Source organism: uncultured Roseobacter sp. (genome assembly GCF_947495275.1).
GTDB lineage: Bacteria > Pseudomonadota > Alphaproteobacteria > Rhodobacterales > Rhodobacteraceae > Roseobacter.
This window is the reverse complement of record NZ_CANLYL010000003.1, coordinates 245,197-265,923: the sequence shown is the minus strand read 5'-3', so window position 1 is coordinate 265,923 and position 20,727 is coordinate 245,197. Positions and strand designations below refer to the sequence as shown.

Sequence of the window (20,727 nt, the reverse complement as noted above, 5' to 3'; positions counted from 1 at the left end):
TATCTATGGGCTGTATCGCAGACGAGCAAGCAGATCGGCGCCATTACCTAAACTTCGGCTGGAGAACGCATGCTGGGCATCGGAACAATCGCAAAAAAGGTCTTTGGAACGCCAAACGACCGCAAGGTCAAAGCGACCCGCCCGCTGATCGAAAAGATCAACGCCCTTGAGCCCGAGTTCGAAAAGCTGACAGATGATGGCATCAAGGAGAAAACCGAAGCGCTGCGGCAGCGGGCTCTGGACGGCGAAAACCTGGATGATCTGCTACCCGAAGCCTTTGCCAATTGTCGAGAAGCCGCGCGCCGCGCGCTGGGCCTGCGGGCTTTCGACACGCAGTTGATTGGTGCTGTATTCCTGCACCAAGGCAATATTGCGGAGCAGAAAACGGGTGAGGGAAAGACGCTGACAGCGACATTTGCCGCCTATCTGAATGCGTTGACCGGCAAAGGTGTACATATCGTCACGGTCAACGAATACCTGGCCAAACGGGATGCCGGATGGATGGGGCAGGTCTTTGGCGCTTTGGGGCTGACTACCGGTGTCGCGCATTCGGAAATGACCGAAGAGGATAAGCGTGCCGCCTACGACAGCGACATAACCTATGCGACCAACAACGAGCTTGGCTTTGATTACCTTCGCGACAACATGAAGTCCGAGCTCAGCCAGATTTTCCAGAAGCAACACAATTTCGCGATCGTGGACGAGGTGGACTCGATTCTGATCGATGAAGCCCGAACGCCACTGATCATTTCCGGCCCGTCACAAGATCGCTCGGAGATGTATAAGGTCGTCGACGCCGTAATCCCAGAGCTTGATGACACCCATTATGAGCTCGACGAAAAGACCCGCAATGTGACTTTCACAGATGAGGGTAACGAGTTTCTTGAGGATTTGCTGCGGTCAAAGGAGCTTCTGGAAGAAGGCCAGACTCTTTATGATCCCGAGAGTACCACAATCGTGCACCATGTGAACCAGGGTTTGCGGGCGCACAAGCTGTTCCAGCGAGACAAGGACTACATTGTGCGGGACGATGACGTTGTGCTCATCGACGAATTCACCGGTCGCATGATGGCCGGGCGACGGCTTTCCGATGGGCTGCATCAGGCCATTGAGGCCAAGGAGAACGTCGCCATCAAGCCCGAGAACGTGACGCTGGCGTCCGTGACATTCCAGAACTATTTCCGTCTTTATAACAAACTGGCCGGGATGACGGGCACGGCGCTTACCGAGGCGGACGAATTTCAGGAAATCTACGGCCTTGGGGTCGTAGAAATCCCGACCAATAAGCCCATTGCGCGGGTTGACGAAGACGATCAGGTCTACCGCACTGTGCGCGAAAAATACGCCGCGATGCTGGAGCAGATCAAGGAAAGCAACGCCAAAGGGCAGCCAGCGCTGGTGGGTACGACCTCCATCGAGAAATCAGAGATTCTCAGCAATCTGCTGACGGAGGCGGGCATCAAGCACAATGTGCTGAACGCACGACAGCACGAACAGGAAGCCCAGATCGTTGCGGATGCCGGCAAATACGGCGCCGTGACCATTGCGACGAACATGGCGGGCCGCGGTACCGATATTCAGCTTGGCGGTAATGTGGACATGCAGGTTCTGGATGCCATCGCGGCAGACCCCGAAGCAGACCCGGAGGCCATTCGCGCCAAGGTCGAAGCCGAACATGCCGATGAAAAATCCAAAGTGCTGGAGGCAGGCGGCCTTTATGTTCTGGCGTCCGAGCGCCATGAAAGTCGCCGCATCGACAACCAGCTTCGGGGACGTTCAGGCCGTCAGGGGGATCCGGGGCGATCATCGTTCTATCTCAGCCTGGAAGATGACCTGATGCGGATTTTCGGATCGGAGCGGCTGGAAAAAGTGCTTACCACGCTTGGTCTCAAGGAAGGCGAAGCGATTGTGCACCCTTGGGTTAACAAATCGCTGGAACGGGCGCAGGCCAAGGTCGAAGGACGCAACTTCGACATCCGCAAGCAGCTTCTGAAGTTTGATGACGTGATGAACGAGCAGCGGAAAGTTGTCTTTACCCAGCGTCGCGACATTATGGAAGCGGCGGACCTCAGTGAAATCACAACCGACATGCGTCACCAGGTCATTGATGATCTGATCGATCAATACTTGCCACCGAATACCTACGCGGACCAGTGGGATTCAGGAGGTCTCCACACGGCTGTCCTGGAAAAACTGAGCCTTGATGTTCCGGTTGGCGATTGGGTCGAGGAAGAGGGCGTCGATGACGAGGCCATTCGGGACCGTCTGGTTGACGCTGCTGACAAGCTCATGTCTGAGAAGGCGGAACAGTTCGGCTCCGAAAACATGCGGAACATCGAAAAGCAGCTGTTGTTGCAATCAATTGACGGCAAATGGCGCGAACATCTTTTGACGCTCGAACATTTGCGGTCTGTTGTGGGTTTTCGCGGCTATGCGCAACGCGACCCTCTGAACGAATACAAAAATGAATCCTTCCAGCTTTTCGAAGGAATGCTGGACAGTCTGCGTGAAGACGTCACCCAGAAGCTGTCGCAAATCCGTCCGCTGTCGGAGGATGAGCAACGCGAGATGCTGGAGCAGATCAGGGCGCAGCAAGCAGCGGCCCAAGGTGCGGCGGCTGCTGTCGGAGGCAGTGCTGCCGCAGAATCCGCGGGCGAAGCGATGGACGGGTTTGTCGAAGATGATCCGTCCACTTGGGGAAATCCGGGTCGAAACGAGGCTTGCCCCTGCGGATCCGGCAAGAAATTCAAACACTGCCACGGACGCTTTACCTGAGGCATTCGCCATCTTCTTGCCAAAATGACACCCTTCCACCGTCATAACTCAGCCGTGTTTACCTTTCATTAAGACTTTGTTCCAACTGGTGGAGAGGGATCAAAGTAATGTCGCATAAGACAGAAATAATGACTGCAGCAGGGACCCTTGCCTGCGCTGTCGGCATCGGTTTCGTCATGCAAAGTGGCGAAGTGGCCGAGTTGCGATACGGTTCTTCGAATATACCAGCGGACGATTTGAAAATTCAGGGAACCTTGTCGTTTGACCAGCTTTCGCCACCTGACCTTGATCTTGCCAAGGCTGAGCCATCTCTGGACATCAGCGAAATTATTTTGACTTCTGCTGAAGTTGCCACACCCGAAACATTACCCAGCCGCGAAATGCCCGTACAGATATCCACGGTCCTGAAAAGCAGCTTGGAAGAACCCGCGGCACCCGAACTGGGCCCGCAACTTACCTGCCCCGTCAAACTGTCTGCTGAGCCTTATGCGGCCGCAATGGTCAAACTCAGCCTGACAGCGCCCTGCCTGCAGAATGAACGCGTCACCGTCAGCCATGAGGGTCTGAAATTCACCGAAACGACATCTGATACCGGGGGCCTTGACGTCGCTGTGCCCGCAATGTCTGAACAGGCTGAATTTTCGGTAACCTTTGCCAACGGCCACCGCGTTGCCACGACCGCTAGCGTACAAACCGTTTCCCTGTACGAACGTGTTGTGCTGCAATGGCAGGGCGAAGATACCGTGCAAATCCATGCTCGTGAACTCGGCGCTTCCTATGGGGACGCTGGCCATGTGTGGGCAGGTGCTGCACGAGACGTGACCGCAGTTGCGGATGGCCGGGGGGGCTTTCTGACCCGTCATGGCGATAGCTCAGCCGAGGATGGCCTGATGGCTGAGGTCTATACCTATCCAGCGGACCCTTCCTACGACAAAGCCGCCCTGCAATTGAGTGTGGAAACCGAGGTGACCGACCGGAATTGCGGACGAGAAGTCGAGGCAAAAGCGCTGAAACTGGTCGCGGGCGCGATACTGCCGATAAAGGCATTGTCGCTCGCGGTTCCCGGCTGCGACGCGGTTGGCAACTTTCTGGTGTTGAATAATCCGCTCGAAGACCTGACAGTCGCTTCAAAGTAGGTTTGCGACGAGGCACATTCACATGACATGGAAACGTGTGGCGGTTTTCGCCGCACTTTGCCTATTGGGGACCGCCCCTCTTGCCCAGGATGTGACACTGACGTCCCGGGACGGGCGCGTGGAATTGTCCGGCACGTTGTTGGGGTTTGATGGTGAGTTCTATCGTCTCGAAACACTCTACGGTGAATTGACGGTTGATGGGTCGGGCGTCTCATGTGATGGCCCGGGCTGTCCAAATCTGCAGGATTTTGTTGCGGAGCTCTACCTGTCGGGATCGGCAACTATGGGGGCTGTGTTGATGCCGGCACTGGTGGAAGGATTTGCGCTGCGCAATGGGTATGAGGCCGAACGCAAGACTGAGGACAAAACGCATTTTACCTACAGCCTGACAGATTCAGATACCCAAAAACGCGTCGCGGAATTTTTCTTTCGGGTTACCAATACCGACGAGGGGTTTGCTGACCTGCTCGCCAACGAAGCTGATCTGGTCATGGCTTTGCGCGAAATCCGTCCTGACGAGCAGCAGCGTGCGCGCGATTCTGGGATGGGGGATATGACCGATGACAATCGCAGCCTCGTTCTGGCTTTGGATGCCGTTGTGCCGATCGTCGCACCGAACAACCCGCTCAAAGACATAGCCCCTTTGAATTTGGCCCGCGCCTATGTCGGTCAGATCACCAACTGGTCCGCTCTTGGGGGGCCGGATGCACCGATCACCTTACATGCGCCCGACGCCAAAACCGGTCTCGGACAGGCCATCGAGGATGAAATCATCGCACCTGTGGGGTTGCAGATGTCGCCAAACGTTGTTCGTCATGATCGTGGGATTGAACTTGCCCAAGCGGTCGCGTCCGACCCATTTGCATTGGGCGTTGCCAGTTTTGCAGAAGTGGGGAATGCGCAACCGCTTACATTGACCGGAGACTGTGGCCGGATGCTGAGAGCCACGCGCCGCTCAATAAAGACAGAAGATTACCCATTGACCGCGCCAATGTTCCTTTACCACCCGGCACGGCGGTTACCCAAGGTTGCGCGCGAATTTCTGGCATTCACCAGAGGTCCTGCTGCGCAGATCGTGATTCGCCGGGCCGGGTTTGTCGATCAGGCAGCCGAAGAAGTCCCAGTTGATGAACAGGGGGACCGCTTTGCCAACGCCATCGCAGCGGCTGGCGTGGAGATTGAACTATCTGAATTGCAACGTATGACGTTCACCCTGTCACCGATGAAGCGGCTTACGACCTCCTTCAGGTTCGAGGCGGGGTCGGTCCGCCTCGATGCGCAATCTCGTTCCAATATCCAACAGTTGGGTCGTGCCCTGGAACAAGGGCGGTACGACACGCGAAAGCTCCTGTTCGTCGGTTTCAGTGACGGTGATGGTCCGGCAACCACCAATAAGGGTATCGCTCTGCGACGGGCTGAAGCGGTGCGGCAGGCTGTGGTCGCAGTGGCGGAAACAGCGGACCTCGACCGTGTCGAATTGCAGGTCGATGCGTTCGGAGAAGCGATGCCCATGGCCTGTGACAACAGCGCCTGGGGACGTCAGGCAAATCGCCGCGTCGAAGTCTGGGTGCGTTGATCCACAAGGAGGATACCGCGCATTGCAAACTCATCCTGTCAGATTTTCCTGCCTTGGCAAGATCGAGGATTTGCAGGTTTTGGCGGGTAATTTTGAAACTAGAAAATCAGATTCTGCTGATGGCTGGTCGGTCGCGATAGCGTTGGAGTCGCGATACGCCATCGCCAAACAGCAGATCGGGAGTGAGACTGCACTGGGTTGGATGTCAATTCGAACTTGAGGTTGATAAAGAAGAATAGTCGGACCTTTGGCCCGGCTATTCCGCTTTGGCGGTATGTCAACACGCTCTATTTCAGGGACTAATGCTCGGGAAAGCGCCCAAGAGGATGGCTATTGCCCATCATCCCTTCATCGAATCCCAGAAACTCTTCACGCTAGAGAAGAAGCTCGACGATTCTGGATTGTTGTTCTCCGAGAGATCTTCAAATTCTGCCAACAGTTCCTTTTGCCGCGCTGTAAGATTGACAGGCGTTTCGACAGCCAGCTCGATGAACATGTCACCCGATCCGGCACCTCTGAGCGCTGGCATGCCTTTGTTCCGCAACCGCATTTGGCGGCCGGACTGGCTGCCCGCAGGAATTTGAACGCGACCGCGACCGCCATCGATGGTTGGAACTTCGATCGATCCGCCAAGGGCGGCCTTGGCCATCGAAACCGGTACACGACAGAATAGATTGCCGCCATCTCGCTGGAACAATTCGTGCTCTGCAACTTCGATGAAGATGTAGAGGTCTCCGGAGGGACCGCCTCGCATGCCGGCTTCGCCTTCGCCAGCGAGCCTGATCCGCGTTCCCGTTTCGACGCCCGCAGGGATGTTGACGGAGAGGGCACGATCTTTTTCCTGTCGACCAGCGCCCTGGCAGGATTTACAGGGGTTCTTGATGTGCTGTCCCAAGCCGGAACAAGTCGGACAGGTACGTTCAACGGTGAAGAAACCCTGTTGCGCGCGCACCTTACCCATACCGGAACAGGTTGGGCATGTTGTCGGTTCTGATCCGCCTTCGGCTCCCGTACCACTGCAACTGTCACAGCTCACCGATGTGGGGACGTTGATCGTTTTTTGCAGGCCGGAGAAGGCATCTTCCAGCGTGACGCTCAGATTGTAGCGCAGGTCCGAGCCACGCGCTGCGCGGCGCCCGCCGCCGCGTTGCTGCCCGCCCATGAAGTCGCCGAAAAGATCGTCAAAGACGTCCGAAAATGCCGATGAGAAGTCGCCTTGACCTCCGCCAAATCCGCCACCGGGACGCCCGCCGCCGCCCATACCGCCTTCAAATGCTGCATGACCATAGCGGTCGTAGGCCGCCTTTTTGTCAGCATCCTTGAGGACTTCATAGGCCTCGTTGGCCTCTTTGAACTGAGATTCAGCTTGCGGATTGTCTTTGTTGCGATCGGGGTGAAGCTCTTTCGCCTTGCTGCGATAGCCCTTTTTTATCTCGTCCGCCGAGGCACCTTTGGCGACGCCAAGAACCTCATAATAATCACGTTTTGCCATCAACTAGGTCCCCTTGCTGGAACGTGAGAGGCCGACCCGGAGGTCGGCCTATGCAGTGGTTCCGGGTTACGCGCGGCTCACGCGCGCTTGTCGTCGTCGAGGTCTTCGAACTCGGCGTCGACGATGTCGTCGTCGCCGGGCGCTTCGTCAGCCGCGGCCGCGACATCCTCATCGTCTTCCTGAGCGGCTTTATAGATGGCCTCGCCAAGTTTCATCGCAGCTTCGGTGACGTTCTGAATACCAGACTTGATCTTGTCGGCATTCTCGGTTTCCAGCTCGTCCTTGAGCGCGGCAATCGCGAGCTCGATGGCTTCAATGGTGGTCGGATCGACCTTATCGGCATGCTCCTCCATCGACTTCTCGGTCGAGTGGATAAGGCTTTCCGCCTGGTTCTTCGCTTCGATGAGTTCGCGGCGCTCTTTGTCGGCCTCCGCGTTCTCTTCGGCGTCCTTCACCATTTTCTCGATGTCTTCGTCCGAGAGACCACCAGACGCCTGGATCGTGATTTTCTGTTCTTTGCCAGTGCCTTTGTCCATCGCGCCCACTGACACGATGCCGTTGGCATCAATGTCGAAGGTTACTTCGATCTGCGGCATGCCGCGTGGGGCGGGCGGGATGTTTTCGAGATTGAAGGCTCCGAGGATTTTGTTGTCGGAAGCCATCTCGCGCTCACCTTGGAAAACCCGGATGGTCACAGCGTTCTGGTTATCTTCGGCTGTAGAGAAGATTTGCGATTTCTTCGTTGGGATCGTTGTGTTGCGGTCGATGAGGCGGGTGAAAACGCCACCCAGTGTTTCGATGCCCAAGCTCAGCGGTGTCACGTCGAGCAGAACCACGTCTTTGACGTCGCCCTGAAGAACACCGGCCTGAATCGCGGCACCCATGGCGACAACCTCGTCCGGGTTCACACCCTTGTGCGGCTCCTTGCCGAAGAATTTGGTCACTTCCTCGACCACTTTCGGCATGCGAGTCATACCACCAACCAGAACGACCTCGTCGATGTCGGAGGGCGACAGACCTGCATCTTTCAGAGCGGCCTGGCAGGGTTTGATCGAATTCTTGATCAGGTCGCTGACGAGGCTTTCCAGTTTGGAACGGGTCAGCTTCATGACCATATGCAACGGCTGGCCGTTGGCGCCCATGGAAATGAACGGCTGGTTGATCTCGGTCTGGCTGGAACTCGAGAGTTCGATCTTGGCTTTCTCTGCGGCCTCTTTCAGGCGCTGCAGGGCCATCTTGTCTTTGGTCAGGTCAACCTGATGCTCTTTTTTGAACTCATCTGCGAGGTAGTTGACGATGCGCATGTCAAAGTCTTCACCCCCCAGGAAGGTGTCCCCGTTGGTGGATTTCACCTCAAACAGGCCGTCATCGATTTCGAGGATGGTCACGTCGAAAGTACCGCCGCCGAGGTCATAGACCGCGATGGTCTGCGTGTTCTCCTTGTCGAGACCATAGGCCAGTGCGGCAGCTGTCGGCTCGTTGATGATGCGCAGCACTTCCAGACCGGCGATCTTGCCGGCGTCTTTGGTGGCCTGACGTTGCGCGTCGTTGAAATAGGCCGGCACGGTGATGACCGCTTGGGTCACATCCTCGCCGAGGTAGCTCTCAGCGGTCTCTTTCATCTTGCCGAGGATGAAAGCGGAGATTTGAGACGGGGAGTATTTCTCACCTTTGGCTTCCACCCAGGCGTCGCCGTTACCGCCGTCGATGACGTTGAACGGCATGTTCTTCTTGTCCTTGGCAAGATCCGCATCGTCATACCGACGACCGATCAGACGTTTGACACCGAAGATGGTGTTTTCAGGGTTGGTGACGGCTTGCCGTTTCGCGGGCTGACCCACGAGGCGCTCATCATCCGTGAACGCGACGATGGACGGGGTCGTCCGCGCGCCTTCGGAATTCTCAATTACACGGGGTTGGCTGCCGTCCATGATGGAAATGCAGCTGTTGGTGGTTCCCAGGTCGATACCAATGACTTTGGCCATGTTTAGATCCCTCATTTACTCAAGGCGATGACACGGAGCGATTGGCCCGTTATGGCGCCGCTGCCCCGATCTCAATTCACATGAAGCGGGTCGCCTCACGCGGTTCGGAGGGTATATAAGGAGGGGCTTCGCGCGCTGCAACCTTTAGGACGCATGCGTATGTGGATTCTTGATACAATTTCGATGCATTTCTGATGATCCCGGAGGATGGATGGCGATTTTGACGGTTGCGGGGTTCGACATTCATAAATCTTACCTGCCCATTGACGCGCAGAACGACCTGTTGGGCACGCTTCGCCAGGTGGCTCGATCTGCGCCTTTTTTCTCCCCCGTAACGCCAAGCGGCAAAGCGATGTCCGTGCGGATGACTGCGGCGGGTAAGTTCGGGTGGATCACCGACAGACGTGGCTATCGGTATTCTGAAACACACCCGGACGGCATGGCGTGGCCACCAATGCCGCAAGCTGTGCTGGATATCTGGCGCGACCTGACCGGACTGGCGCGCGCGCCGGAGTGCTGCCTGATCAACTATTACGGTGAAGGTGCGCGTATGGGGATGCATCAGGACAAGGATGAAAACAGTTTTGACTGGCCGGTTGTTTCGATTTCACTGGGTGACGATGGATTGTTTCGAATGGGGAACGCAGCGCGCGGTGGCAAGACCCGGTCGACGTGGTTGCAATCCGGTGATGTTGTTGTGATGGGTGGGCCTGCTCGGATGGCCTACCATGGTGTCGACCGAATTCGGTTTGGTTCAAGCACATTGCTGCCGAAAGGCGGTCGCATCAATCTGACGTTACGCGTGGTGACCTGAGCGCAGGTCGCCAGAGCCGTGTTTTCGGCAGGCATGAAACTTTGTGTCTTTCCGGCGCTGGCTTTGCCACCCTAGCTGACGATTTCAAACCTCCCCTTCATGTGCGGATGGAAGGTGCAATAGTAGCTGGTTTCCACCGCGTCGGTCACAATGATCTCGGCACTCTCCCCCTTCAGAAGCTGTTTGGTGTCCCATCCAGCTTCGATCGCGGTGGCTGTATGAGGTGCGACATCTTCATTTGTCCACCGGATGATGTCCCCAATGCTGACCGTGATATGCGCCGGTTCAAATTTGAAACTTTTGATCCTCACGTGGTGGATTTTGGGGCCGGCGTCTGCTTTGGCCCGCAACGCAAGGATCGGAACGGCTGCTGTCGCAACCGCTCCTGCTAAAACACTGCGTCGTGTGATGCGGATGCTCAATGGCTCAGTCCCTTGACCATCATTTCAGCATGCATCTCGTGGACCTTGAAAATGTCCAGACCCTGCTGAAACAGCGCTTTGACCTCTGCATTTTCAATATTGGGGATCATGGTGTTTTCCACCAAATCGTTGACCGTTTGATGGTAGGCCAGCTCATTTGCCGCGTAGGCTGCATCAAACTCAGCGCCTCGCAGCTTGGAAAAATCATCAATGATTTTTTCCGCACCCTCATTGAGCGCCTGGCTGAAGAAGTTGTCCTGCGCAGTCGCACCCAGCTTGTCGAGCAATTCCAGTGCCGCCGCGTTCACCGCGTTATGATCACTGATCATTGTGTTGGCAAAGGCATGGATTTCCGGATTCGTAGAAAGCGCCAATGCAAGATGAGCGTAGCGGATGTCGATGTTATCGGCCGTATAAGCAATATGCGCAAACTCCAGATCGTTAAGATCAGCGACGTCTTCAGCAACGGCCTGCGACGCAAACATGGCGGCGACAAGCGCCATACCAGACATAAGAATTTTCATTTTGTTTCTCCGTTTTCAGATTTTGTGGCGTCACGATACCGTCCGAGATCAGATCAAAACATGCTCGCTCATCCGGATTTCTGTGCAGATCGTTCAAACGGCTGTACAGTCGAGGATTTAGGTGTATGTCTGATGCATGCTTGATTTGCTCAGTGATATTCTCACCAACCTCTCCATGCGCGGGACTTTGTACTTTCGCACGTCATTCACCAAACCCTGGGGCGTCGCTGTTCCGAGTTACGAAAACGTGGCGCGATTCCATTTCGTCAACCGGGGCAGTTGCCTGATTGCGGTGGACGGGGTGGATGACCCGGTCTCCTTGGAACAGGGGGATCTGGTGATCATTCCACACGGCGCGTCGCATGATCTGTATTGCGGGCACGATCCCGAAAATACGATCCTGCCGTTGGACACGGTGCTGGAGAAATCAGGATACGACGGGTCGGGTGTTTTGGTTTACGGCGGCCATGACACCCAAAGCGAAACTCAACTTATCTGTGGGCATTTTTCATTTGAAAAGGATGCAAAGCACATATTGATGCAGCGGTTGCCACCTATCATTCACTTGCGAAACTATGGTGAAACCGCGGGGAAATGGATGGAAGCCACCCTGAGGATGATCGGCGATGAAACCGGTGGACTTCGCATGGGCAGCGACTTGATCGCCCTCAAGATGTCCGAGGCCATATTGGCCCAATCCATCCGCAGCTTTGTAGAAAGTGCAGACGCGCCAGAATGGGGGCTTGGTGGTTTTTCGGACAAGCATCTGCGGCGTGCGCTTGACGCGTTCCATAAGTCGCCGGATCAGGTCTGGACGGTGGAGAATCTGGCGCATGCGGCGGGTATGTCGAGGACGAGCTTTGCCGTTCTTTTTCAAAAGAAAATGGATATGACACCGATGCAATACGTCACAAGCTGGCGTATCGAAATCGCCAAGAAACATCTCGTTGATCCATCAAACACGCTGACCGATGCCGCGGAACACGCAGGCTATGCCTCCGATTCTGCATTTGCGCGTGTGTTCAAGAAGGAAACGGGAATGACACCAGCAAGCTTTCGAAGGCAAGCGATCTCTTCATTCGTTCGGTAGTTTGAACGATCTGCACATCATATTGTACGTACGGGCATGGTAGGTACGTGTGTATCCCCATATCTCTGTTCCATCGATGCAAATCCGAGCATCACTCAAAGGGAAAGAGATCATCATGCTTCCACGCTTCATTACAAAATCAATCCACGCTTATCTTGACTACCCGGTCGCGTTCGCTCTGATGGCGCTGCCGTTCCTGCTTGGTCTCGGGCAGGGCAATATACTGGCCTTTTGGCTGTCTTTGGTTACAGGAATCGCCGCATTTGTGCTCACGGTTTTGACCGATCATCATCTGGGGCTATTCCGCGTCTTGCCCTATGGTCTGCATCTTGCGGTCGATGGCGCTGTGGGACTTGTCTTCGTCGTAGCCCCAATTGCATTGGGCCTCAGTGGTATCGAGTTTTGGTACTATATGGGTTTGGGCCTGACAGTCTTGGCAGTTGTTAGTCTGCACAAACCGGAAGAAGATGTGCAGGTGGCCTGACAATCGCTGTGTTCGGGAACACAAGGCTAAGGGTTGCGACGCGCGTTGCAGCCCTTTTCGGGTGAGGAGATCCAGATGCCGATTGAAAGCCAAGACAATCTGCTGGCAGAAATTCGAGCGTGTTCTCACTGCAAGGACCTGCCGTTGGGTCCACGTCCGATTGTCCAGTTCAGCAATACCTCGAAACTCTTGATTGTCGGTCAGGCACCGGGCCGTATTACCCACCACAGGGGCATTCCTTTTGATGATCCATCAGGCGACCGTCTCAGGGCGTGGCTGGGTGTTACCCGTGACGTGTTTTATGACGCGGAAAAGATCGCGATCGTGCCGATGGGTTTTTGTTTTCCGGGGACTGGCAAGGGGGGTGATCTGCCGCCACGGGCTGAATGCGCGCCTGCCTGGCGCAACCGCATTCTCGACACGCTCTCTTCTATTGAGCTGACCCTCATCATTGGCCGCTATGCGATTGACTGGCATCTGCCCGACTATAGCGGGCAGACCGTCACAAAGGCGGTGCAAAACTGGCAGGGCGTATGGCCGAACCAACTCATTCTTCCCCACCCGAGCCCCAGAAACAACAGGTGGCTCAAACAAAACCCGTGGTTTGACGAAGAGATTATTCCAACCTTGCAAGCGCGGGTTGGGGGGATGTTTTGATCGGTATCTTTTGCGGGCAGCGGGGGCTCAGCGACGCGCGCTCCAACTGAGAGACGCGTGGCGGCGGGTGTAGAATTCGCCCATGAGGCCGATCATGACAAGCACTACACCCACCCACATGGCATAGTGCCAGTCAGAGTATCGCGGGTTGTAGTTGATGAATGCAAATCCACGCGCCTGATCAATTGCGTGAAAAAGCGGGTTCCAATCAAAGAGCGACAGCATGAAACTTGGCAGGCTGTTGGCCACAAACATTTTGCCAGAGGCAATCATGTTCGCCCGCTGATAGACAGTGCTGAAGACAGAGACCACCTGAGGAAACCATGGCTTCAAGGCCAGAAGGACCAGGCCAAGGGCGACGCCTGTAAACCAGGCAATCAAAAGCATTCCAAACGCCGCGATAGGCTGGTCAATAATCAATGGCGTGAAGGCGACATGGTAACAAAACAGGATCAGCATCAGCGACAGGACCTGAATATAGAGCGCACCGAGTGCCGCAGATGCGATGGCGATAATGGTGTTCATCGGCGCGTGTTGCATCATTGGGCTGGCGGGGCCCTCTGACGCGACGACCGCGCCCATTGATTTGGTGTGCGTCATGAACAGAAATATGCCTGACATGATATAGAGCAGGAAGTCGCCACGAATGGCCGACCCCCTCAGCCCCAAAATGGTGAACATGAAATAGAAGGCCAGCACCATGATGACCATTTGCAACAGGTTGATCCCGATCGCCCAGAAAGCATTATTGTGGGTTTTGCGCACAGATCGGACGATGGAGTGGTAGACCAGCTCCATCAGCCTCAGCGCGGAGCCTAAGCCGCTTTCATTTCGGTCAACAGCCTGAAACATGCTTCTCTTGCCTTTTGGTGAGCGACAATGTCGCATGGAATTCTTGCTGTTCCGTTAGAGCCGGAGCATAAGGGGCATCGTTTCGAACATCAATGACCGTGAAATGGGGTATTTTTGGTATGGATTACGAGAAGTTAGTTAACGTCATGCGCAGACTTTCGCTGCAAGCGGGCGCGAAAATCATGGAGATCTATGAGGCGGACGACTTCGACGTAAACCTGAAATCAGACAATAGCCCGGTTACCGCAGCGGATGAGGCTGCCGATGCCCTGATTTCGGCGGGCCTGCGAGATGCCTTTCCTGATATTATGCTGGTCACGGAAGAGCAATCAGCCACGCATGACACGACCGGAGATACCTTCCTGATCGTTGATCCATTGGACGGCACCAAAGAGTTTATTCACCGCAGGGGTGAATTCACTGTCAACATTGCTCTTGTGGAGAACGGTGTGCCGACGCGGGGCATTGTCTACGCGCCTGCAAAGGGTCGTATGTTCTATACCGATGCCAGCGGGCAATCACTCGAAGAAAGTGGCCCGTTTGATCTGAATTCAATGGGCTCCGTGGTGCCGATATCCGTCTCTAATGCGGACAATTCGGCCCTGATGGTTGTGGCCTCAAAGTCCCACCGCGATCAGGCCACCGACGATTACATATCCAGCTATTCGGTCGCTGACATGAAGAGTGCGGGATCATCGTTGAAATTCTGTCTGGTAGCGACCGGGGAGGCTGACCTCTATCCCAGACTTGGCCGCACCATGGAATGGGATACGGCAGCAGGACATGCCGTTCTGTCAGGCGCTGGCGGTGCAGTTGTGCGATTTGACGATCTCGAGCCGCTTGCCTATGGCAAGACGGGCTACGCCAACCCGTTCTTTATCGCCTATGCTCCTTCCGTCACTTTGAAAGCAACTTGATGTCAGTTCTGATCGCCATACCCGCACGATATGCGTCCAGCCGGTACCCCGGCAAACCCTTGGCAGAACTGAAAGGCGCGACCGGCCAGTCACTCAGTTTGATCGAACGCAGTTGGCGTGCGGCTCGCGAAGTGGATGGCGTCGACCGCGTCATCGTGGCGACGGATGATGATCGGATCAGATTGGCCTGTGAAGCATTCGGTGCGGAGGTCGTCATGACGTCTTCTGACTGTGCCAATGGAACAGAGCGCTGTGCAGAGGCGCATGATATTTTGGGTGGCGGTTTCGACATCGTTGTCAACCTGCAAGGCGATGCGCCGTTGACCCCACACTGGTTCATTGAGGATTTGATCACCGGATTGCAAAAGGCGCCAAAGGCCGAAATTGCCACACCTGTGCTGCGGTGTGATGGTGAGACGCTTTCGGGGTTTCTGAACGATAGAAAGGCCGGGCGGGTTGGCGGAACCACTGCCGTCTTCGACGCGAACAATCAGGCGATGTACTTCTCAAAAGAAGTGATCCCCTTCACGACACGGGAATATGACGATCAGGAAGAAACGCCGGTTTTTCATCACGTGGGCGTCTATGCTTACCGTCCGCTTGCACTGGCCGCCTACCCAAGCTGGCCCGTCGGACCGCTTGAACGCCTTGAAGGTCTTGAGCAGCTTCGTTTCATGGAGAACGGGCGCGCGGTGCTTTGCGTTGAAGTGCATGCCAGGGGGCGTCAGTTCTGGGAGCTCAATAATCCGCAGGATGTGCCCAAGATTGAAAGCATGATGGCGCAAATGGGCTTGCCATAGGCAGGAAGTGTCAGGTGTGGTTGTGCTGAAAAAGCTGGCAAATTGTGCCACAAAGTTGCATAGAGATCGGGTTAATGACCTCAACTACGAGCATAATCGGCGGGACCCCGCCATGTTTCTTCGCAAGGTTCGATTTGTGTTTGGCATCTGCTTTAATTGCAACAGAAGTCGTGTTTTTGACGCAATTTGATCGTAGTTGCAGGTTAGTAGAGTGCGATTATCAAGTGTGAGGGCCATTGATGAAACGTAAAGTGACAAAAGCGATTTTTCCTGTCGCCGGAATGGGGACGCGCTTTTTGCCCGCAACAAAATCCGTGCCGAAAGAAATCATGACGCTGGTTGACCGACCGCTGATTCAATACGCGATCGACGAAGCGCGGGCGGCTGGCATCAAGGAATTCATCTTTGTGACCTCGCGCGGCAAGGGCGCGCTTGAGGACTACTTTGATCACGCGCCACAGCTCGAGCAGGAATTGCGCAAGAAAGGCAAGACCGAGCTTCTCGAAACGTTGTGCAGCACGAATATGGAAAGCGGCGCAATCGCCTATATTCGCCAGCACAAGGCACTTGGTCTTGGCCACGCTGTCTGGTGCGCGCGCAGGCTCATCGCGGATGAACCCTTTGCCGTGATCCTGCCAGACGATGTGATCGCGGCGGATAAACCTTGTTTGCAACAAATGGTCGAAGCCTATTCGGAAACAGGCGGCAATATGGTTGCCGCGATGGAAGTTGCGCCTGAGAAAGCGTCTTCTTACGGCATGTTGGCTGTATCCGAAGACATGGGCTCAATGGTTCGGGTCAAGGGCATGGTTGAGAAGCCAAAGGCGGAAGATGCACCCTCCAATCTCGCCGTGATTGGCCGCTATATCTTGTCACCATCGGTTCTGACGAATTTAAACAAAATCAAATCGGGAGCAGGCGGCGAAATTCAACTGACCGATGCGATTGCGGCGGAGATCGGTAGCGGCAATGGTGTCTACGGCTACCGTTTTCGTGGTCAGCGTTTTGACTGCGGGTCGAAATCGGGGTTTTTGCAAGCGACCGTGGCCTTCGGACTTGAGCGCGAAGAACTGCGAGCTGACTTGTCTGCCTACCTGCATGATGTTGTAAACATGGGAAAAGCGGCTGAGTGAGCCCGCTTTCAGTGCCGTCGGGATATGGATGATCGTCATGGGCTAGCCCTTGTGCGGTCCATTTTTTTGGGTACGTGATACCTATACTGGTATCACCTCGCTCAATGTGCCAGTTAGAAGATATCTCCAACCTTCACTCTTCCAACGAGGAGGAGAAAGGACGTCAGATGTCGGGCCCGGGTCCCTGGACCAGATACAAACTCAGACTCAAACGTAAACGCCTGTTATGGCGCGGGTTTCGCAGCCGCCACGCTCTCAAATTGACATCAGACAAAACCGCCCGGATTGACCCTGCGCAAATCCTGCTTTTTGCAACCGTTCGGAACGAAGCAATGCGGTTGCCGTATTTTTTGGAACACTACAGAGAATTGGGCGTGTCTCATTTCCTGATCGTGGATAACGACAGTACGGATGACACGGCGGCGCTATTGGCGGCCGCTCCTGACGTATCGCTTTGGCATACGAATGCGGGGTACAAGAATGCTCGCTTCGGCATGGATTGGTTGACCTGGTTGCTGATCCGATACGGGCACGGGCACTGGACGGTCACTGTCGATGCCGACGAATTACTGATTTATCCCGATCATGAAACACGAAAACTGCCTGAACTGACCACCTGGCTGGATCAACATGGCCAACGTGCGATGGGCGCGATGATGCTCGACCTCTATGCAAAAGGGCCCGCCGATGAGCAGTCTTACAAGCGAAATCAAAATCCTTGCGAAGTGCTGAAATGGTTTGACGCATACGGATATTGGGCGCAGCGCCAGTCCAGAATGGGGAATCTGTGGCTTCAGGGAGGGCCGCGCGCACGGTGCTTTTTTGCCGAAGACCCCCGGCGGGCTCCGACGCTCAACAAGATTCCACTGGTGAAATGGAGCCGTCGCTACACCTTTGTCAATTCCACTCATAACGCGCTGCCACCGCAGTTGAACCGCACCTACGATGAGCCGGGGCAAGAGAAGGTAACAGGTGTCTTGCTGCACACTAAGTTTCTGCCGGGCGTCGCAGACCGCGCCCGCGCTGAGCAGAACCGCAAGCAGCATTTTTCAAACTCAAAGCTCTATGATGCCTATTATCAGTCGCTGATCGAAAATCCTGATTTATGGGACGTGAATTCGACGCCTTATTCCGGTTGGGAGCAGCTTGTCGAGCTCGGCTTGATGGCAAGAGGCCAGTGGTGAACCCGCCCCAAATGCTCGAATTGACCAGAACGCTTTAAAACATTGCGAAAAAACGCATTTTAAGCAATAAAATATCAATAAGTCGCGAATTAACATAAGCGATACAAGATCGACCGTGGGCGAGACCGGGACGTTTCCCCAGAAATCTACGGTAGAGGCGGTGAAGAAGGGCTGAGGTTTGAGTGTTCTGGGATCCTACCGGATGCGTTTGGCGCGAAAGCGGCTGCGTTTGCGCGCCCAGCGAAAGAGCTTCGAATTACGTCGTGTTGTGGATCGAACCTCGCAAATCCGGGATGGTGACATCCTGCTTTTCTCAACCCAGAGAAACGAGAAGGTACGACTGCCTTATTTTCTGGAGTACTACCGTGAAATGGGTGTGACCCATTTCTTTATCGTCGACAATGACAGCACCGACGGCACGGCAGACTATCTTGTGGATCAGCCGGATGTATCCTTGTGGCAGACCAGGGGCAGTTACAAGCGCGCGCGGTTTGGTGTCGACTGGCTGAACTATTTGCAGGGCAAATACGCTGACGGTCATTGGTGTGTCGTCGTCGATCCTGATGAATTCCTGCTCTACCCGTTTTGCGATACGCGCCCTTTGCGGGCTCTCACAGACTGGCTTGACAGCTGCTCGATCCGGGCATTTTCGGCCATGTTGCTGGATATGTATCCCAAAGGACGTCTGGAAGAACAACCCTATCTGCCCGGGCAAAATCCGATCGACATCGCCTGCTGGTTTGACAGCGGGAACTACACGATCTCTCGCAATCACCTCTACGGCAACCTGTGGATACAAGGGGGCCCGCGCAGCCGTGTCTTTTTTCCCGAAGAACCCGAACGCGCGCCTGCGCTGAACAAGGTGCCATTGGTCAAATGGGACAAGCGGTATACTTACGTGAATTCGACACACATGCTGCTGCCACGCGGGCTGAACCTCGTTTATGACGAGTGGGGTGGCGAAAAGGCCTCAGGCGTTCTTCTTCATGCCAAGTTCATTGATACGTTCGCTGATAAGGCTACCGAGGAAATCAAACGTCAGCAGCATTATGCGGAGTCTTACGAGTATCGAGCCTACGCGGATCATCTGTCTGAAGATTCGCAGCTGTGGTGCAAGTGGTCAGAAAAATACATAAATTGGCGGCAGCTTGAAATACTGGGTTTGATGTCCAAGGGAAATTGGGCATGAGCGTTGGCATTGTCATTCTGGTGCATACGGCGCTGGACCGGGCCCGGCAGGTGGTGCGCCATTGGTCGGCTGCGGGGTGCCCCGTTGCGATCCATGTGGACAAGAGTGTGCCGCGCAAGACTTATGATGCCTTCGTGGCAGAACTTGCCGATTTGCCCGACATCACGTTTACGGCACGCTACCGATGCGAATGGGGGACGTGGGGCATTGTGGCGGCAACCCAAACAGCATCAGAGCGGATGTTGTCCGATTTTCCTCATGTGCGCCATGTCTATCTGGCCTCGGGGTCCTGTTTGCCACTGCGCCCCGTGGACGAGCTGATCGACTATCTTGAGGAACGTCCGCAGACTGATTTTATCGAAAGCGCCACGACTGCTGACGTGCCGTGGACCATGGGCGGCCTTGATGCGGAACGGTTCACATTACGTTTCCCCTTCCCATGGAAGCGGCGTCGATACCTTTTCGATCGATATGTGGCCTTGCAGCGCGCACTGAGGGTCAAACGCAAAGTACCAGGCGGGTTGGTGCCTCATATGGGGTCGCAATGGTGGTGCCTCACCCGACAGACACTTTCTGCCATTTTGCAAGACCCCGCGCGAGATGAATATGACCGCTACTTTCGCCGGGTCTGGATTCCGGACGAAAGCTATTTCCAGACCTTGGCCCGGCAGTATGCAATCAACATTGAAAGCCGTTCCCTGACCCTTTCGAAATTCGACTATCAGGGCAAGCCGCACATCTTCTACGACGATCACTTGCAATTGCTGCGGCGCTCCGACTGCTTTGTTGCTCGGAAAATCTGGCCCTACGCCAACCGTCTGTACGATGCGTTCCTTACCGATGCGGAAGGGGCAATGAAAAAGACCGAGCCGAACCCCGGCAAGATTGACAGAATTTTCGCCAAGGCGGTTGAACGCCGTACGCGCGGTCGTGCAGGTCTTTACATGCAGAGCCGGCACCCGCGTGAGGATTGGGAAAACGGTGTGACCGCAGCACCTTATTCCATGTTTCAGGGGTTTGCTGAACTCTTTGAAAATTTTGAACCTTGGTTGGCCAAATCAACGGGTGCCCGGGTGCACGGCCATCTCTTTGCGCCTGACGGCGCTCATTTCGCTGATGGCCATACCGCCATGAATGGCGCACTCAGCAGCAGTGCGACCCTGCGCGACTATAATCCTCACGCCTTCCTGACCAATCTGATATGGAACACCCGAGGGGAGCGTCAGTGCTTTCAGTTCGGACCCGGTGACAATCAGGCGATCAATTGGCGCGTTGCAAAGGATCCGAACGCCCAGATTTCGGTCATCAGCGGTGCTTGGGCGGTGCCGCTCTTTCGTACAAACGCGAATTTTGTCGATTTGCGCAGGTTGGCAGCTCATTTGCAAAAAACCGAAAGTGAACATCTTGATGTCCTTCGCTCAACTTGGGTGAAAGCAAGGGTTCGAATTTGGACAATGGCCGAATTCATCGAAGCACCGATGGAGCCTTTGCAGGGAATACTGGACGAGATCGGCCCCACGACTCCGCGCCGATTGTCGGAAGTTCCGCGTATGGTGGATTTGAAAGGCTTTGGTCAGTTCCTTCAGAATCTGAAGAACCAGGGTATGCACCCCTACCTAATGGGCGATTTCCCCGTTGACACCATGGGCACGACGGGCGCTCAGGACAGGCCAAGTAAACCCTATCTGGTGCGTTAG

At 55.2% G+C, this 20,727-nt stretch carries 18 protein-coding genes; 13 read left to right on the top strand and 5 right to left on the bottom strand.

Features of this window, described 5'->3' with window-relative positions:
• Window positions 1-69: 69 nt before the first annotated feature.
• The 3 genes from secA (at window position 70) to Q0802_RS07795 (ending at window position 5,487) form a co-directional block, all read left to right on the top strand.
• Entirely contained in the window at window positions 70-2,775 is a 2,706-nt protein-coding gene (gene secA, locus Q0802_RS07805; protein WP_298916027.1) for a preprotein translocase subunit SecA, read from the top strand.
• Window positions 2,776-2,903: 128 nt separating this feature from the next.
• The gene (locus Q0802_RS07800; RefSeq protein WP_298916024.1) at window positions 2,904-3,911 is read left to right on the top strand and encodes a hypothetical protein; all 1,008 of its coding nucleotides are present in this window, start codon (window positions 2,904-2,906) and stop codon (window positions 3,909-3,911) included.
• A gap of 22 nt (window positions 3,912-3,933) precedes the next feature.
• Window positions 3,934-5,487, top strand: a complete 1,554-nt coding sequence (locus Q0802_RS07795; RefSeq protein ID WP_298916021.1) for a substrate-binding domain-containing protein — start codon at window positions 3,934-3,936, stop codon at window positions 5,485-5,487.
• 340 nt (window positions 5,488-5,827) lie between these two features.
• On the opposite strand, the gene dnaJ is transcribed toward Q0802_RS07795, so the two are convergent.
• Together dnaJ and dnaK are read right to left on the bottom strand one after the other, a co-directional pair.
• Window positions 5,828-6,979, bottom strand: coding sequence for a molecular chaperone DnaJ (gene dnaJ, locus Q0802_RS07790; RefSeq protein WP_298916018.1), 1,152 nt, complete (start codon window positions 6,977-6,979; stop codon window positions 5,828-5,830).
• A 77-nt stretch (window positions 6,980-7,056) separates the two neighbouring features.
• Complete coding sequence (gene dnaK, locus Q0802_RS07785; protein WP_298916016.1) at window positions 7,057-8,964, bottom strand: molecular chaperone DnaK; 1,908 nt, start codon at window positions 8,962-8,964, stop codon at window positions 7,057-7,059.
• 211 nt (window positions 8,965-9,175) lie between these two features.
• On the opposite strand from dnaK, the gene Q0802_RS07780 reads away from it, so the two are divergent.
• The gene (locus Q0802_RS07780) at window positions 9,176-9,778 is read left to right on the top strand and encodes an alpha-ketoglutarate-dependent dioxygenase AlkB (protein WP_298916013.1); all 603 of its coding nucleotides are present in this window, start codon (window positions 9,176-9,178) and stop codon (window positions 9,776-9,778) included.
• 71 nt (window positions 9,779-9,849) lie between these two features.
• Here Q0802_RS07780 and Q0802_RS07775 read toward each other — a convergent pair whose 3' ends face one another.
• Complete coding sequence (locus tag Q0802_RS07775) at window positions 9,850-10,200, bottom strand: plastocyanin/azurin family copper-binding protein (protein ID WP_298916010.1); 351 nt, start codon at window positions 10,198-10,200, stop codon at window positions 9,850-9,852.
• On the bottom strand, window positions 10,197-10,724 hold the full coding sequence (locus Q0802_RS07770; protein WP_298916007.1) for a DUF4142 domain-containing protein: 528 nt from the start codon (window positions 10,722-10,724) through the stop codon (window positions 10,197-10,199). The genes Q0802_RS07775 and Q0802_RS07770 overlap by 4 nt, the downstream gene beginning before the upstream one ends.
• Window positions 10,725-10,860: 136 nt before the next feature.
• Between Q0802_RS07770 and Q0802_RS07765 the strand changes: the two genes are divergently transcribed.
• The 3 genes from Q0802_RS07765 (at window position 10,861) to Q0802_RS07755 (ending at window position 12,955) form a co-directional block, all read left to right on the top strand.
• Entirely contained in the window at window positions 10,861-11,814 is a 954-nt protein-coding gene (locus Q0802_RS07765; RefSeq protein ID WP_298916005.1) for an AraC family transcriptional regulator, read from the top strand.
• Window positions 11,815-11,929: 115 nt separating this feature from the next.
• On the top strand, window positions 11,930-12,298 hold the full coding sequence (locus Q0802_RS07760) for a hypothetical protein (RefSeq protein ID WP_298916003.1): 369 nt from the start codon (window positions 11,930-11,932) through the stop codon (window positions 12,296-12,298).
• Between the two features lie 75 nt (window positions 12,299-12,373).
• On the top strand, window positions 12,374-12,955 hold the full coding sequence (locus Q0802_RS07755) for a uracil-DNA glycosylase family protein (RefSeq protein WP_298916001.1): 582 nt from the start codon (window positions 12,374-12,376) through the stop codon (window positions 12,953-12,955).
• A gap of 27 nt (window positions 12,956-12,982) precedes the next feature.
• Here the strand turns inward: Q0802_RS07755 and Q0802_RS07750 are convergent, their stop codons facing one another.
• The gene (locus Q0802_RS07750) at window positions 12,983-13,807 is read right to left on the bottom strand and encodes an ABC transporter permease (protein WP_298915998.1); all 825 of its coding nucleotides are present in this window, start codon (window positions 13,805-13,807) and stop codon (window positions 12,983-12,985) included.
• A 119-nt stretch (window positions 13,808-13,926) separates the two neighbouring features.
• On the opposite strand from Q0802_RS07750, the gene cysQ reads away from it, so the two are divergent.
• From cysQ to Q0802_RS07720, 6 genes are all read left to right on the top strand, one after another.
• On the top strand, window positions 13,927-14,724 hold the full coding sequence (gene cysQ, locus Q0802_RS07745; protein ID WP_298916824.1) for a 3'(2'),5'-bisphosphate nucleotidase CysQ: 798 nt from the start codon (window positions 13,927-13,929) through the stop codon (window positions 14,722-14,724).
• Window positions 14,724-15,524 carry a manno-octulosonate cytidylyltransferase gene (locus Q0802_RS07740; RefSeq protein ID WP_298915995.1) on the top strand — a complete coding sequence of 267 codons (801 nt, stop codon included), beginning with the start codon at window positions 14,724-14,726 and terminating at the stop codon, window positions 15,522-15,524. Before cysQ ends, Q0802_RS07740 begins: the two co-directional genes overlap by 1 nt.
• Before the next feature lie 239 nt (window positions 15,525-15,763).
• Window positions 15,764-16,657, top strand: a complete 894-nt coding sequence (galU, locus tag Q0802_RS07735) for a UTP--glucose-1-phosphate uridylyltransferase GalU (protein ID WP_298915992.1) — start codon at window positions 15,764-15,766, stop codon at window positions 16,655-16,657.
• Window positions 16,658-16,824: 167 nt separating this feature from the next.
• Window positions 16,825-17,841, top strand: a complete 1,017-nt coding sequence (locus tag Q0802_RS07730; protein ID WP_298915989.1) for a glycosyltransferase family 2 protein — start codon at window positions 16,825-16,827, stop codon at window positions 17,839-17,841.
• Between the two features lie 202 nt (window positions 17,842-18,043).
• Window positions 18,044-19,030, top strand: a complete 987-nt coding sequence (locus Q0802_RS07725) for a glycosyltransferase family 2 protein (RefSeq protein WP_298915986.1) — start codon at window positions 18,044-18,046, stop codon at window positions 19,028-19,030.
• Window positions 19,027-20,727, top strand: coding sequence for a beta-1,6-N-acetylglucosaminyltransferase (locus Q0802_RS07720; RefSeq protein WP_298915983.1), 1,701 nt, complete (start codon window positions 19,027-19,029; stop codon window positions 20,725-20,727). Before Q0802_RS07725 ends, Q0802_RS07720 begins: the two co-directional genes overlap by 4 nt.